We start from the raw sequence: 16,056 nt of genomic DNA, 5'->3' as shown, positions 1-16,056 counted from the left end.
GGCGGCGCCCTTGAGCGCCGCCGTCAACATTTTCTGGAGGGGTTTATGACCGTTTCAACGACCAAGTCCATGCCCAGGATGGGCCGTGGTGCCCGTAAAAGCCTGTCCACCGATCCGACGCGGCTGGTGAGTTTTGCGCCGCTGTTCGAAGGCCTGAGCATGCCGCTGGTGTGCCGTCCGGCCGTGTCCGGCGTGAGCCTGGTGGAATGGGCGACCCAGAATCGCGCGCTGATCGAAAGCAAGCTGCTGGAACACGCGGTGATCCTGTTCCGTGGCTTCCAGGTGGCCGATATCGGCGAGTTCAACCGCTGCGTCGACGGGATTTCCGGCGGTGCCCTGGAGTACCTGTTCCGCGCTTCGCCACGGACCCAGATCAGCGGCCAGTTCAAGATCTACAGCTCCACCGACTACCCGGCGCCGGAAAAAATCTTCCCGCACAACGAACACTCGTACTCGCCGGTGTTCCCGCGTCACCTGTATTTCTACTGCGACACGCCGTCGACCACCGGCGGTGAAACCCCCTTTGGCGATACCCGCCGGATCCTCGCGCGGATCGACCCGGCGGTGCGCGAAGAATTTGCCCGTAAACGCATCATGTACGTGCGCAACTACGGCGATGGCATGGGCCTGCCATGGCAAACCGTGTTCCAGAGCGAGGATCGCGGCGAAGTCGAGGCCTACTGCGCGAAAATCGGCATCCAGGCCGAGTGGAAACCGGGCAACCGCCTGCGCACCCGGCAGAACGGCCCGGCCATCGTGCGCCATCCACTGAGCGGCGAGCGCATCTGGTTCAACCACGGCACCTTCTTCAACGCACTGACACTGCCGGACAGCATCCGCGACAACCTGCTGCGTGAATTCGGCCCGCAGGACCTGCCGCAAAACACCTTCTTCGGCGACGGCTCGCCGATTCCCGACGATGTGATTCGCCACCTGCAAGGCATCTACCGCGAGGTGATGGTCGAGTTCGCCTGGGAGAAGGGCGACGTGGTGCTGCTCGACAACATCCTCAGCGTACATGCGCGCAACGAATTCACCGGCTACAGAAAAATCCTCACGGCCATGGCCATCGCGCAGAAAAGCGCCGACCTGGATCAGGAATAAGGACACCCGACATGAACACCACCGCCCTCGAACCTTCGGTAGACGTATTCCAGGCTTCGGCCCAGCAGGCCTTTTATTTGCGGGCTCAGGAGCTGGGCGCACGGCCGCTGTTCGCCACCTTGACGCTGCCGGTCACCAGGCCAGTGGACGCCCAAGCGTTGCGCGGGGCGCTGGAAACTCTCGGCCAGCGCCATGAAATCCTGCGCACGCTGTACCGCCGCCTGCCGGGCATGAAGTGGCCGGTGCAAAGCCTGTGCGCTGGCTTGCCGCTCACAGTTCTGCGCAACCAGCCTTCGGTGGCCGAGGCCTTGAGCCGCAGCCGTGAAGTCATGGTTGAAGATTCGAAGCAGGCGCTGGTGGTGGCGCAGGTTGAAGACGGAGCAGGGCAGCTGTTCATCACTCTGCTGGCCCCGGCATGCAGCTTCGACGAGGCATCGCTGCGGGTGCTGGCGAGTGAGCTTGGCAGCCTGTTGCGCGGTGAAACCCTGGGCGACGACGAGGACGCGCTGCAATACCTGGACTACAGCGCATGGCAGGAAGAACTGCGCGAGGAAGACATCGGTCACCAGGGCGCGGCGTTCTGGCGCAACCTGCAGCAGCAGGTCGCCGTGGCCCATCGCTTGCCGTTCGAAAAAGCCGTTGAAGTCACCCTGGTTCGTCATCAGGCAACGTTGATTGACGGCCCATGGTTGGCTGGCGTGCAACGAGCCGCTGTCGAAACGGGCGTTGAGGCAGAGCAATTGGCACTGTTGCTGTGGACCGCCTTCGTTGCGCGCATCGGCCAACAGGAAAAGCTGCTGATGGGCTGGCAGGTGGAGGGTCGCAACGAACAAACCATCGCCACCCTCGGGCGCTTCGCCCGGCGCTTGCCGGTGGCCTTCGAGCACCGCAGCCAGCAGACCCTGGCGCAAGCGCTGGTGGCGTTTGCCGCCAGCGTCGAACAGTCGCTGTCGTGGCTCGATTGCCTCAATGAATTCGAACTGAGCGTCGAAGGTTCCGCGCCGCTGCGTTACGGCTTCGTCTATCAGGCTGCCATTGAGAGCGCTATCGAGGTGGATGACGGTAACCCTGAAGTCCTGCGCCTGCGTGTGCAGGGCGATCAATTGCAGTTGTCGTGTCTTGACGGTGCGCTGCCCGAATCGATGCTGGTCGAATGGCTGGAGCAGTTTGTCGAGTTCAGCCACCAATTGCTGGCATCGCCCGAGCTGACCCTGGCTCAGGCAAGCCTGGTCAACGGCGCACAACTGAGCCGCCTGATCGAAGGCTTCAACCCGAACGCCACCGAACAGGCATTGCCGTGCCGCTTCCTGCAAGAACTGTTCAGCGAACAGGCGCGCCTGCATCCGCAGCGCATTGCGGTGAGCGTCAACGGTGAGCGCCTGAGCTATGCCGAGCTGGATACGCGCTCCAACCAGGTGGCCAATACCCTGCGCACCCAAGGCGTGGCGCCGGACCAGATCGTGGCGGTCTACGGCCAACGTTCGCTGGAAATGGTCATCGCCCTGTTGGGCACGCTCAAGGCCGGCGCTGCGTACTTGCCGCTGGACCCGAACTACCCGATCGAGCGGCTGGCGTTCATGCTCGCCGATACCGGCGCGCGCCAGGTGCTGGCCTGCCAGCCATTGCCCGAAGCGTTGCGCAGCGAGCGGACAATCTCCCTGATGCCGGGGGCCGAAGTCTGGTCCGTTGCGTCAACCCGGCCTGAGCCACAGGGCGACAGCGCCAACCTGGCCTACGTCATCTACACCTCCGGTTCCACCGGCAAACCCAAGGGCGTGATGATCAGCCATGCCAACGCCGTGGCCTCGACCCTGGCGCGCAACGCTTTCTACCGCCAGCCGCTGCGGGCATTCCTGATGCTCTCGTCGTTCTCCTTCGACAGCTCGGTGGCCGGGGTTTTCTGGGCGTTGGGGCAGGGTGCGACCCTGTGCCTGCCGGACGAAGACAGCTACAAGGATCCGGCGCAATTGGCCGAGTTGATCCAGCGCGAAGAGATTTCCCACTACCTGACCCTGCCGTCCTACCACGCGCAAATTCTCGAGCACCTCGACCGTCAGGCGCTGGCCTGTGTGATCGTCGCCGGCGAAACCTGCGGCAACGCACTGGTGCAGCGACATCGCGAGGCATTGCCGGGGGTGGCGCTGGTCAACGAATACGGCCCGACCGAAGGTACCGTGTGGTGTTCGGCCTGGGAACTGCCCCTTGACCAGGACAATGACAGCATCCCCATCGGCCAGCCGATTGCCGGCATGCGCATCCACGTGCTCGGCCCGGACCTGCAACCGGTGGCCGTGGGCGTCGAAGGCGAGTTGTATGTCGGCGGGGCCGGCATTGCCCGGGGTTATCTGCAACGGGCCACGCTGACGGCCGAGCGTTTTGTCCCCGACCTGTTCACGAAGGCGGCGGGCCAGCGCCTGTATCGCACCGGCGACCTGGTGCGCTATCGCGCCGATGGCGTGCTGGAGTATCTGGGCCGAGCCGATCACCAAGTGAAAATCCGCGGCTTCCGCATAGAACTGGGGGAAATCGAGTCGGCCATGCGCAACGCGCCGGGCATCGAAGACGCCGCCGTGATTGCCCGGGAAACCCCGACCGGCCCGCAACTGCTGGGCTTCGTGGTGTCCCCGGCCGACACCGCCGACATTCGCCTCAACGAATTGCGCAGCCATCTGGCCGAAGTGCTGCCCGGGCACCTGCAACCGGCGCGCTTGCAGGTGCTGGAGCGTTTCCCGCTGATGCCCAACGGCAAACTCAATCGCCAGGCCTTGCTCGATCTCGATGTGCGCCGCAGCGTCTTCGTCGCGCCGCGCAACGACCTCGAAATAACCCTGGCGGCGATCTGGGCCGAAGCGTTGCACGTCGAGCGCGTCGGCGTGCACGACAACTTCTTCGAGCTCGGCGGGCACTCGCTGCTGGCCACGCGCATTCGTGCGCGGATTCAAGAAGAGCTGAACCTGGCGATCCCGCTCAAGCTGTTTTTCGACGGTGACACCCTGGAACGACTGGCGACGCAGATCGAGCAGTTCCGTGAGCACAGTGAACATAAAGAAAACGATGTAGACGCCCTTGAAGCGTTGTTCGACGAAGTGGATGAGGAACACGCGCGATGAGTGCTGCACCGGACAGAATGATGACCCTGGCCCAGCGTTTCTGCGGCTTGAGCGCGGACGCCCGGCGTGCGTTGCAACAGAAGATGCACGCCCAGGGGCTGACCCTGGAACTGTTGCCGATCCCGCCACGGGACCGCGGCGTCGACATGTTGCCGGCGTCCTACGCGCAGCAGCGCTTGTGGTTCCTCTGGCAGATGCAGCCCCAGGCCACGGCCTACAACCTGACCGGTGCCTTCCGCCTGAGCGGCGAGCTCAACCCTGAGGCGCTGGCACAGACCCTGAGCGCGCTGGTACAGCGTCACGAAGTGCTGCGCACCACCTTCGTCTTCGATGATCAGCAAGTGCTGCAAAAGATTCACCCACGGATGGATGCGCCGCTGGTTGAAGTCAGCGCTGGCGACGAGGTCGAACTGCAACGGCAGATCGCCCTCAATGCCGAGCAGCCGTTCGACCTGCAGCACGGCCCGTTGATGCGCTGCCGCTTGATCCGCCTCGATGCGCAGCAACATGTGCTGGTGCTGACCTTCCACCACATCGTCACCGACGGCGGCTCGCTGCCGATCCTGTTGCAGGAGTTCACCCAACTTTATGTGCAACTGAGTGCCGGGCAGCCTGCGCAGCTGCCGGAGTTGGGCATCCAGTACGCCGACTTCGCCCGCTGGCAGCGCCTGTGGCTGGAGGCCGGCGAGGCCGAGCGCCAGCTCGATTACTGGCGTGGGCAGTTGGGCCGTGAACATCCGCCACTGAACCTGCCGACCGACCGTCGTCGCCCGGCGATCCCGAACCAGCAGGGTGCGAGCGTCGAACTGGAAGTTTCTGCCGCATTGACTGAGCAGTTGCGGGATCTTGCGCGCCGCGAAGGCTGCACCTTGTTCATGGTGCTGATGGCGGCATTGCAGACGTTGTTGCATCGCTACAACGGCGAGCAGGACATCCGTGTCGGCGTGCCGATTGCCAACCGCACCCGCCAGGACGTGGAAAACCTGCTGGGCTTCTTCGTCAACACCCAGGTACTGCGCAGCCAGCCACGGGCCGACCAGCCGTTTGGGCAATTGCTGGCGGAGATCAAGGCTGCGGCCCTCGGCGCCCAGGCCCATCAGGACCTGCCGTTCGAGCAATTGGTCGATGGCCTGGGGGTGGAGCGCAGCTTGAGCCATACGCCGCTGTTCCAGGTGATGTTCAACCACCAGCGCGACAGTGGTGGCCCGCAACGCTGGGTTCTACCGGGGCTGAGGGTCGAACCGCTGATCTGGGATGAAGAGACCACCAAGTTCGACCTGATGCTCGACACCGTCGAGGGCGACGAGGGTATCCACGCGTCGTTCGTCTACGCCACCGAACTGTTCGACGCCTCGACCATCGAGCGTCTCGGCCGGCACTGGCTGAACCTGTTGCAGGCGATTTGCACTGACAGCACGGTTGCCCTGGCGGACCTGCGAATGCTCGACGCCGCCGAGCAGCAGGCCACCTTGCTCGACTGGAATCGCAGTTCGGTGTTGAACGGCGATCAGGCGAACCTGTTGTGCGCCCATCAACTGATCGAAGCCCAGGCCGCCGCGCACCCGAACAACATCGCCGTGACCTGCGACGGCGTCACCCTCACATACGCCGAACTGAACCGCCGCGCCAACCGCATCGCCCATCGCCTGCGCGAGCGCGGCGTCGGCCCGGACGTGTTGGTGGGCATCGCCCTGGAGCGTTCGCTGGAGATGATCGTCAGCCTGCTGGCGATCCTCAAGGCCGGTGGCGCCTACGTGCCGCTGGACCCGGAGTACCCGCAGGATCGCCTGGCCTACCTGCTCGCCGACAGCGGCACGCGCCTGTTGCTGACCGATTCGGCGCTGATGCCGCGCCTGCCATTGAACGAAGACATTGAAGTGATCTGCCTCGATCACGCCAGCGACTGGCTGTCCGAGGCCAGTGCCGACAACCTGCCGAACCTGACTGCTCCAGAAAACCTGGCCTACGTCATCTACACCTCCGGTTCCACCGGCAAACCGAAGGGCACGCTGTTGCCCCACAGCAATCTGACGCGGCTGTTCAGCGCCACGGAACAATGGTTCGGTTTCAATGGGCAGGATGTGTGGAGCCTGTTCCACTCCTATGCGTTCGACTTTTCCGTGTGGGAAATATTTGGCGCGCTGTTCTACGGCGGCAAGCTGGTGGTGGTGCCCCATGCGGTCAGCCGCTCCCCGGAGGACTTCGCCCGCTTACTGCGTGACGAGCGCGTCACCGTGCTCAACCAGACGCCTTCGGCATTCCGGCAGTTGCTGCCGTTCGCCTGCGCCAATTCACAAGCCATGGCCCTGCGGTATGTGGTGTTCGGCGGCGAGGCGCTGGACGTGGCCAGCCTGCGTCCGTGGTACGACGCCTTCGACGACCGGCAGCCGTTGCTGATCAATATGTACGGCATCACCGAAACCACGGTGCACGTGAGCTACCGGCCGCTGTCCCGCGCCGACCTCGATGGCGCCAACAACTCGCCGCTGGGCGAGCCGATCGGCGATCTGCGCTGGTACGTGCTCGACCCGCGCCTGAACCCGGTGGCCAAGGGTTGCGTCGGAGAGTTGTACGTCGGCGGTGCCGGCCTTGCTCGCGGCTATCACCAGCGTGCCGACCTGACCGCCACGCGGTTTGTCCCGGATCTGTTCGCCACCGAATCGGGCGCGCGCCTGTACCGCACCGGCGATCTGGCGCGGTACTGCGCCGATGGCAGCATCGAGTACGCCGGGCGTATCGACCACCAAGTGAAGATCCGTGGCTTCCGCATCGAACTGGGGGAAATCCAGGATCGCCTGCAAAGCCATCCGGCCATCGAACAGGCGCTGGTGCTGGCGCCCGAGGTCAATGGCAGCCCGCAACTGGTGGCGTGGTTCACCACGATCGGCGACGACAGCGATTTGCGCCAGTCCCTGCGCGAACATTTGCAGGCCGGCTTGCCGGATTACATGGTGCCGGCGCACCTGATCAAACTCGATCAGTGGCCGCTGACCAGCAACGGCAAGCTTGATCGCAACGCGCTACCCAAGCCCGACGCCGCGCTGGCGCAACAGGCCTACACGGCACCGCTGGACGAGATGCAGGCTGCATTGGCAGCAATTTGGCAAGACGTGCTCAAACTCGAGCGCGTAGGCATCGACGACAACTTCTTCGAACTGGGCGGCGACTCGATCATCTCGATCCAGGTGGTCAGCCGCGCGCGTCAGGCCGGGATTCGCATCACCCCCCGGGACCTGTTCCAGCACCAGACCGTGCAGAGCCTGGCGAAGGTCGCGGTACGCAGCGCCGGGTTGCTCATCGATCAGGGGCCGGTGCATGGCGAGGTGCTGCTGACGCCGATCCAGCATTGGTTCTTCGAGCAGGACATCGAGGCCCGTCATCACTGGAACCAGTCGCTGCTGCTGGAACTGCGCGAGCCTCTGGACAGCGTCAGCCTGCAACAGGCTTTGGCCGCACTGGTAGAGCATCACGATGCATTGCGCCTGCGTTTGCGTAATGTCGACGGCACCTGGCAACAGGCCCAGGCCGAGCAGTGGAACAGCGCCGAGGTGCTATGGCAGCGCCAGGCAGCCGATGCCGATGAGTTGTTGGAACTGTGCAACGCCGCGCAAGCCAGCCTGAACCTGCAGGACGGCCCGCTGTTGCGCGCCTTGCTGGTGGACATGGGCGCGGCGGGGCAGCGCCTGTTGCTGGTGGTGCATCACCTGGCGGTGGACGGCGTGTCCTGGCGATTGCTGCTGGAAGATTTGCAAACCGCGTATCAACAAGCGCAGCAAGCTCAACCCGTGCGTCTGCCCACGAAAACCAGCGCCTATCAGGCCTGGGCCGCGCGCCTGCAATCCCATGCGCAAAGTGCCGGGTTGGCCAGCCAGGCCAGTTACTGGCAAGACCAGTTCCACGACGTGCAAGTTGAACTGCCCGCCGACAACCCCCTAGGCAGCCTGGCCAGCCTGCATGCCGTCAGCGTGGAAACCGTGCTCGACAGCACCTTGACCCGCCAACTGCTGCAGGACGCCCCGGCGGCTTACCGCACCCAGGTCAACGACCTGTTGCTGACGGCGCTGGCGCGGGTGCTGGGTCAATGGACCGGTCAAACTTCGACCCTGGTGAAGCTGGAAGGTCACGGTCGTGAAGACCTGTTCGACGACATCGACCTGACCCGCACCCTGGGCTGGTTTACCTCGATTTTCCCGGTGAAACTCACCCCGGCCACTGATCTGGCCGGCAGCATCAAAGCGGTCAAGGAACAACTGCGCGCCGTGCCCGACAAAGGCATCGGCTTCGGCATCCTGCGCTATCTGGCCGACGCCGGCCTTGAGGATCTGCCTTCGCCACAGGTTACCTTCAACTACATGGGCCAGTTCGACGCCAGCTTCGACCAACAGGCACCATGGCGCCCGGCCCGGGAAAGCGGTGGCGCCGAGCAGGGCGCATCGGCCGAACTGGACCGGGGCCTGAGCATCAACGGTCAGGTCTACGCCGGGCAACTGCGCCTGAGCTGGACCTTCAGCGGTGAAGTGTTCAAACCACAGACCGTGCAGAGTCTGGCCGATGCCTACGCCTTGGAACTGCAACAGCTGATCGAACATTGCCTGAGCGGTACCGGCGGGTTGACCCCGAGCGACGTGCCGCTGGTGCGCGTCGATCAGGCGCAACTGGATGCCTTGTCGCTGGCGGCCAGCCGGATCGAAGACATCCTGCCGCTGTCGCCGATGCAGCAAGGCATGTTGTTCCACAGCCTGTTCGCCCCGGATGCCGGGGCCTACGTGCCGCAGATGCGCGTGGATGTGCAGGGCCTCGACGTCGAGGCGTTCGGCGATGCCTGGCAACAGACACTGCAGCGCCATGAAGTGCTGCGCGCCGCGTTCTTCAGCGAAAGCAACGGCTCGCGGCCGCTGCAAGTGATCCTGGCCGACGCCACGCTGCCGCTGACTGTGCTCGATTGGCGCGATCAAACCACGGTGACCGAAGCGCTGGATCGCCTGGCCGAGGTCGACCGTTTGCGCGGTTTCGACCTGACGTTGGCGCCGTTGCTGCGCCTGACCCTGGTGCAGACTGCCAGCGATATTCATCACCTGATCTTCACCCACCACCACATCCTGCTGGACGGCTGGAGCACTTCGCAGTTGTTCGGCGAAGTGCTCCAGCGGTATTGCGGGATCATGCCCGCGCCAAGCGTCGGTCGTTATCGCGATTACATGACCTGGCTGGGCAGCCGTGATCGGGCTGCGTGCGAAGCGTTCTGGCTGGAGCAGTTGCAGTCGTTCACCGAGCCGACGCGACTGGCCGGTGCCTTGCCGGGGCCGGTTGCGGCGCAGGGCGGTGCTCATCGCACCCTGCACCTGAGCCTGGACCGCGCGGCCACCGAGCGCCTGAGCAGCTTTGCCCGTCAGGCTCGCGTCACGCCCAACACCCTGCTGCAAGCGGCGTGGCTGTTGCTGTTGCAGCGCTACACCGGGCAGCAGACCGTGGCGTTCGGCGCCACGGTGTCGGGGCGTCCGAGTGAGTTGCAGGGGATCGAGCAGCAGATCGGTCTGTTCATCAACACCTTGCCGGTGATCGCCACGCCGCACCCCGAACGCACGGTCAGCCAATGGATCGATGAAGTCCAGGCGCTCAACCTCAGGTTGCGCGAGGTCGAATACACGCCGCTGGCGGATGTGCAGCGTTGGGCCGGGCACTCTGGCGAAGCGTTGTTCGACACGCTGCTGGTGTTCGAAAACTACCCGGTGGCGCAAGCGCTGGAAGAGGGTAACGCCAGCACGTTGAAGTTCTCCGGTATCAGTAACCACGACCAGACCAGCTTCCCCCTGACCATCGCCGCCGAGCTGGGTAAATGCCTGGATTTGCGTTTCAACTACGACACGGCACTGTTCAGCGCCGAAGCCATCGAAGGCTTGAGCGCACGTCTGCTGGCGTTGCTCGATGCCATGGTGAGTACGCCGCAGCAGCCCTTGGGGCGCCTGAGCCTGCTCGATGCCGCACAAACGGCGCAGCAGGTCGAAGGTTTCAACCGCACCGCGCAGGCCTGGCCGGATGTGCGCCCGGTCTACCAGTGCTTCGAAGCCCAGGTACTGCAAACCCCCGAGGCCCCGGCCCTGGTGTTTGCCGGCCAGACCCTCAGCTATCGCGAACTCAACCAACAGGCCAACCGGCTGGCGCACTACCTGCGCAGCCAGGGCGTTGGCGCCGAAGTGTTGGTGGGCATTGCCGCCGAGCGTTCGCTGGAACTGGTGATCGGCCTGCTGGCGATCATGAAGGCCGGTGGCGCCTACGTGCCGCTGGACCCGGACTACCCGCGCGAACGCCTGGAACACATGTTCAACGACAGCGGCGTACACCTGCTGTTGACCCAGCGGCATCTGCTGCAGCAGTTGCCGATTCCGCCCGCCACCACGGCGATTTGTCTCGATGACATGGCCGGTTTGCTGGACGGCCTGAGCGACGAAAACCTGCCCTGCGTGGTCGAGCTGCAATCGCTGGCCTACATGATCTACACCTCCGGCTCCACGGGCAAACCCAAGGGCGCGGCCAACCGTCACGATGCCTTGTACAACCGCCTGGCGTGGATGCAGGGCGCGTACCCACTGGATGGGCGCGACACCGTATTGCAGAAAACCCCGTTCAGTTTTGACGTATCGGTCTGGGAGTTCTTCTGGCCATTGATGACCGGTGCACGCCTGGCCATGGCCGAACCGGGCGCCCATCGCGATCCGGCGCAACTGGTCGACCTGATCGAGCAGTACCAGGTCAGCACCCTGCATTTCGTGCCGTCGATGTTGCAGGCGTTTGTCCAGGGCGAAGGCTTCGAGCGTTGCGCCAGCCTGCGGCAGATCCTGTGCAGCGGCGAAGCCTTGTCGGCGGACTTGCAGCACAACCTGTTCCGCGTGCTGCCCAACGTCGGCCTGTACAACCTCTACGGCCCGACCGAAGCGGCCATCGACGTGACCCACTGGACCTGTGTCGATGACGGCGGCTTCAGCGTGCCGATCGGTTATCCGATCGCCAACCTGGTGACCTACATCCTCGACGACAGCCTGCAACCGCAAGTCCAGGGTTGCGTGGGTGAGCTGTACCTGGGCGGTATCGGCCTGGCCCGTGGTTACCACAACCGTCCCGACCTGACCGCCGAGCGCTTTGTCGCCAGCCCGTTCGGTGAGCAGGGCGAGCGCCTGTACCGCACCGGCGACCTGGCGCGTTATCGCGAAGGCGGCGTGATCGAATACGTCGGGCGCATCGACCATCAAGTGAAGATCCGTGGCTTGCGCATTGAGCTGGGGGAAATCGAAGCCTGCCTGCTGGAGCATCCATCGGTGCGCGAAGCGGTGGTGATCGCCCTCGACGTCGGCAAATCCAAACAACTGGTGGCTTACGTCGTGGGTGATGCCGCTGTCGATCCACTCAAGCAACACCTGCGCAACGCGCTGCCCGAACACATGCAGCCGAGCCACGTGCTGCTGCTCGATCAGTTGCCGGTAACACCCAACGGCAAGCTGGATCGCCGCGCATTGCCGCAGCCGGACCAGCAAGTGCGTGAATACATCGCGCCGCGCAATGCCGTGGAAACAACGCTGCAAACAGTGTGGCAGGCGTTGTTCGAAGTACCGCAGATCGGTATGCAGGACAACTTCTTCGAACTGGGCGGCGATTCCATCGTCTCGATCCAGGCCGTCAGCCGCGCACGCAAGGCCGGGTTGAGCATTTCCCCCAAGGACGTGTTCAGCCATCCGACCATCGCCGAACTGGCCATGGTCGCTCAACCGCTCACGGCGAATCAGGCCGTGCCGACGCAGGTTGCACCGGCAGCAAAAGTCGAACTGAGTGAAGCGCAATATCAGGCGCTGGAACTGACGGCGGACGAAGTCGAGGACGTCTATCCGCTGTCGCCGATGCAGCAGGGCATGCTGTTCCACTCGGTGCAGGACGGCGACTCGGGGCTGTACGTCAACCAGATCGAAGTGGGCGTGCGCGGGGTTGATGGCGCGCGCTTCCATGCAGCATGGGCCGATGCCGCCCGGCGTCACGGGATTCTACGTACCGCATTCCTCTGGGAAGGCGACAAGGAACCGCTGCAAGTGGTGCGGCGTGACGCGCCGTCATTGCTCACTGAATTGGACTGGCGCGGGCTGGACAATCAGCCCGGGCGTGTGCGCCAACTGGCGCTTGAGGAACGCGAACGCGGCTTCTCGCTGAACCGTGCGCCGTTGTTGCGCCTGTTGCTGGTGCGTCTGGAAGACGACCGCTATCGCCTGATCTGGACCTACCACCACATCCTCATGGATGGCTGGAGCGTGTCGCGCCTGATCGGTGAAGTGCTGCGTCATTACAGCGGTGAGGAGCACGAGCCGGTGGCGGCCTATCGCGACTACATCGACTGGCTCGGCCAGCAAGTCGCCGAGGCCAGCGAAGCGTTCTGGAAAGACAAACTCAGTAATCTCGAAGGCGCCACCCACCTGGCCCGCGCCTTGCCGGTCAAAGCGCCGCAAGCCGGTTACCACGCGATCTATACGCACCTGAGCGCCGGGCAGACCGCACGTTTTCAGGCCTTTGCCCAGCAACAGCAAGTGACCCTCAACACCCTGGTGCAAGCCGCGTGGCTGCTGCTGTTGCAGCGCTACACCGGCCAGCGCACGGTGACCTTCGGCGCCACCGTGTCCGGCCGCCCGGAAACCCTCAACGGCTCGGAGAACATGCTCGGGCTGTTCATCAACACCTTGCCGGTGGTCAACACGGTGCCGACCGAAGCCCGCGTCGGCGACTGGCTGCGCGAACTCCAGGCCTACAACCTCGACATCCGCGACTACCAGCAAACCCCGCTCAGCGATATCCAGCGCTGGGCCGGGCAGGGTGGGCAGTCGTTGTTCGACAGCATCATCGTGTTCGAAAACCAGCCGGTGGACCGCACCCTGCGCGAGTGGAACGGCGATGCCCTGCGCTTCGACGACGTCTCCGATTTCGGCCTGACCAGCTTCGCCATGGACCTGATGGTCAGCCTCGACGAAGGGCTGCGCATCGAGTACATGCACCAGCGCGATCAGTTCGACCTGGCCACCGTCGAAGTCCTGCGCAGCCACATGGAAAGCCTGATGCAGCGCCTGTGCGACGACGCCGGGCGCGCGGTCGGTGAACTGGGCCTGCTGACCCTGGACGAAGGCCGGGTGCTGGACGGCGAACTGCCGGTGGTGGCCGAGGGGGACGAGACGCCGGTGCACGAACTGATCCGCCAGCGTGCGCGACTGCAACCGGAGCACACGGCGCTGGTGCTCAGTTATGCCGAGCGCGACGCCGAGCACTTGAGCTACGCCGAACTGGACCGTCGCTCCGATGCCCTGGCGGTGTATCTGCTGGAACAAGGCGTGCAGGCCGAAGACGTGATCGGCGTGTTCATGGAGCGCTCGCTGGAGCTGGTGGTGTCGCTGCTGGCGGTGATGAAGTGCGGCGCCGCTTATGTGCCGCTGGACCCGCAATACCCGCAGGAACGCCTGCGCTACATGATGGCCGACAGCGACATGCGCCTGTTGCTGACCCAGGAGCGGCTGCGTGATAGCGCGCAACTCAATCCGGGCACGGCAATGGTCGCCGTGGATCGCCTGAACCTCGACGTCGAGGTGCCGGCACCGCAACGCGCGGTGCATGCCGAGCAACTGGCCTACCTGATCTACACCTCGGGCTCCACCGGCAAGCCGAAAAGTGTCGCTGTGGCCCACGGGCCGCTGAGCATGCACGTGCAAGCCATCGCCGAGCTGTACGAGATGGACCCGGACAATCGCGAACTGCATTTCATGTCGTTCGCCTTCGACGGTGCCCATGAACGCTGGATCACCGCGCTGATCAGCGGCTCGACCCTGGTGATCCGCGACAACACCTTGTGGACCGCCGAACAGACCCTGGCGGTGCTGCACCGCCAACGCATCAGCGTCGCCTGCTTCCCGCCGGCGTACCTGCTGCAACTGGCCGAACATGCCGAATTGCAGGGTGGCGATCCACCGCCGGTGCGCATCTATTGCTTCGGTGGCGATGCGGTGCCGGACGCCACATTTGAACGGGTCAAGCACACACTCAGGCCGCAATTCCTGGTCAACGGCTACGGCCCGACGGAGACCGTGGTCACGCCGCTGCTGTGGAAAATCGCCGCCGACGGCCACTGCCAGGCGATGTATGCGCCGATTGGCCAACGCGTCGGCGCCCGCAGCCTGCACGTGCTGGACATGGACCTCAACCCGCTGCCGGTGGGCATGGTCGGCGAACTATACATCGGCGGACGGGGCGTCGCGCGCGGCTACCATCGTCACCCGTGGCAGTCTGCCGAGCGCTTCGTCGCCGACCCGTTCAGCACCGAGGGCGGGCGCCTGTACCGCACCGGCGACCTGGTGCGCCGTCGCGAGGATGGCGTGTTCGATTACGTCGGGCGCATCGACCATCAGGTCAAGGTGCGCGGCTTCCGCATCGAACTGGGCGAAATCGAAGCCCGATTGCGCGAGCAGGCCGGGGTCAACGATGCGCTGGTGGTGGTGCGGGACAACAGCCAGGGGCCGCAATTGGTGGGTTATGTGGTGGCGGCGCAAGACGATGGCCTCGGCCCGCGTTGCCAGGCGGCATTGCGCGAGAGCCTGCCCGACTACATGGTGCCGACGCAGGTCGTGGTGCTGCCGCGCTTCCCGCTGACCCCCAACGGCAAGCTCGACCGCAAGGCCTTGCCGGACCCGGCCTTCAGCGGTCGCGACTACGTGGCGCCACGCACGCCGCTGGAATGGGCGCTGGCGGACATCTGGCAGCAGGTGCTGGGCATCGAGAAGGTCGGCATCACCGACAACTTCTTCGAACTGGGCGGCGATTCGCTGCGCACCCTCAAGGTGATCTCGAAAGTCCGCGCCCTGAATGAGCCTGGCTTCCAGCTCAAGCTACGGGACATGATGGCCAAGCCGACGATTGCCGGGTTGTCCGGTGTCGATGAACAGCCGCTGCGACAGCGTCCGCAACCGCTGTTGCTGCTCAACCAGGTGGTAGGCGATCAGCCGCCGCTGTTCTGCCTGCACGCCGGTTTCGGCACGGTGTTCGACTACGAGCCACTGGCCCGGCGCCTGGAGGGCGAGCGCACGGTGTACGGCGTGCAATGCCGGATGCTGCTGGACCGGCAGTGGCACGACACCTCGCTATCGCAGATGGCCGCCGACTACGTCGAGGCGATCCGCGCCCGGCAACCCCGGGGCCCGTACCACGTGCTGGGCTGGTCGCTGGGCGGGGCGCTGGCGTTGATGGTGAGTGACCTGTTCGAACAACAGGACCAGCGTGTGGCGTTCATCGGTCTGGTGGACAGCTTTGTACCGACCCAGGCCAATACCGTCGCCAGCCCGGATGAGTGGCGCACGGATCTGGCCGAGTTCCTCGGTGCAACCTTGGGCATGGATGGCGAGGTGATCGCCCGGGCACTGAGTGTCGAGAGAGCGGGGGACCACGACGCCGTGGCGCGGATCATTCGCGCGGTGATCGACAGCGAAAGCGATCAGGCCAGCGGTTATGCGCTGCTTGGCGCAGACGAACTGGCCCAGACGTTCATGGTCAGCACGCGCTTGAAGGCGTTGTCGCGGCAGGTCGAAACCCTGCCGATTACGCAGGCCGAACTGCATTGCTGGTGGGCCGATGGCAATCCGACGGCCGAACGCGCGACCCTGGAACGTCAGCAACCACGGCTGCGCAAGGTGCAAAGGGTAACGGCCGGTCACTTTGATATCCTGCAGCAGGATGAGTGCCTGGACACCGTGGTGGCGGCGCTGAGTCGGGAGGTGGTACCGCAGTTCTAGGGCTTGCCCGCGACAAAAACAGGCTCGCCCTAATGAACGGT

At 64.5% G+C, this 16,056-nt stretch carries 3 protein-coding genes; all 3 read left to right on the top strand.

Annotated features, from left to right (window positions below):
• Positions 1–45 precede the first annotated feature (45 nt).
• The 3 genes from AB4O40_RS08630 to AB4O40_RS08620 are packed head-to-tail and all read left to right on the top strand — an operon-like array spanning position 46 to position 16,015.
• Entirely contained in the window at positions 46–1,104 is a 1,059-nt protein-coding gene (locus tag AB4O40_RS08630) for a TauD/TfdA family dioxygenase (protein WP_460054965.1), read from the top strand.
• An 11-nt stretch (positions 1,105–1,115) separates the two neighbouring features.
• A complete protein-coding gene (locus AB4O40_RS08625; RefSeq protein WP_460054971.1) occupies positions 1,116–4,214 on the top strand; it encodes a non-ribosomal peptide synthetase in 3,099 nt (1,032 codons plus the stop codon).
• The gene (locus AB4O40_RS08620; RefSeq protein ID WP_460160144.1) at positions 4,211–16,015 is read left to right on the top strand and encodes an amino acid adenylation domain-containing protein; all 11,805 of its coding nucleotides are present in this window, start codon (positions 4,211–4,213) and stop codon (positions 16,013–16,015) included. The genes AB4O40_RS08625 and AB4O40_RS08620 overlap by 4 nt, the downstream gene beginning before the upstream one ends.
• Positions 16,016–16,056 lie beyond the last annotated feature (41 nt).

The organism is Pseudomonas sp. S2_F07, assembly GCF_054668325.1.
This window is presented reverse-complemented; position numbering and strand designations above follow the sequence as displayed.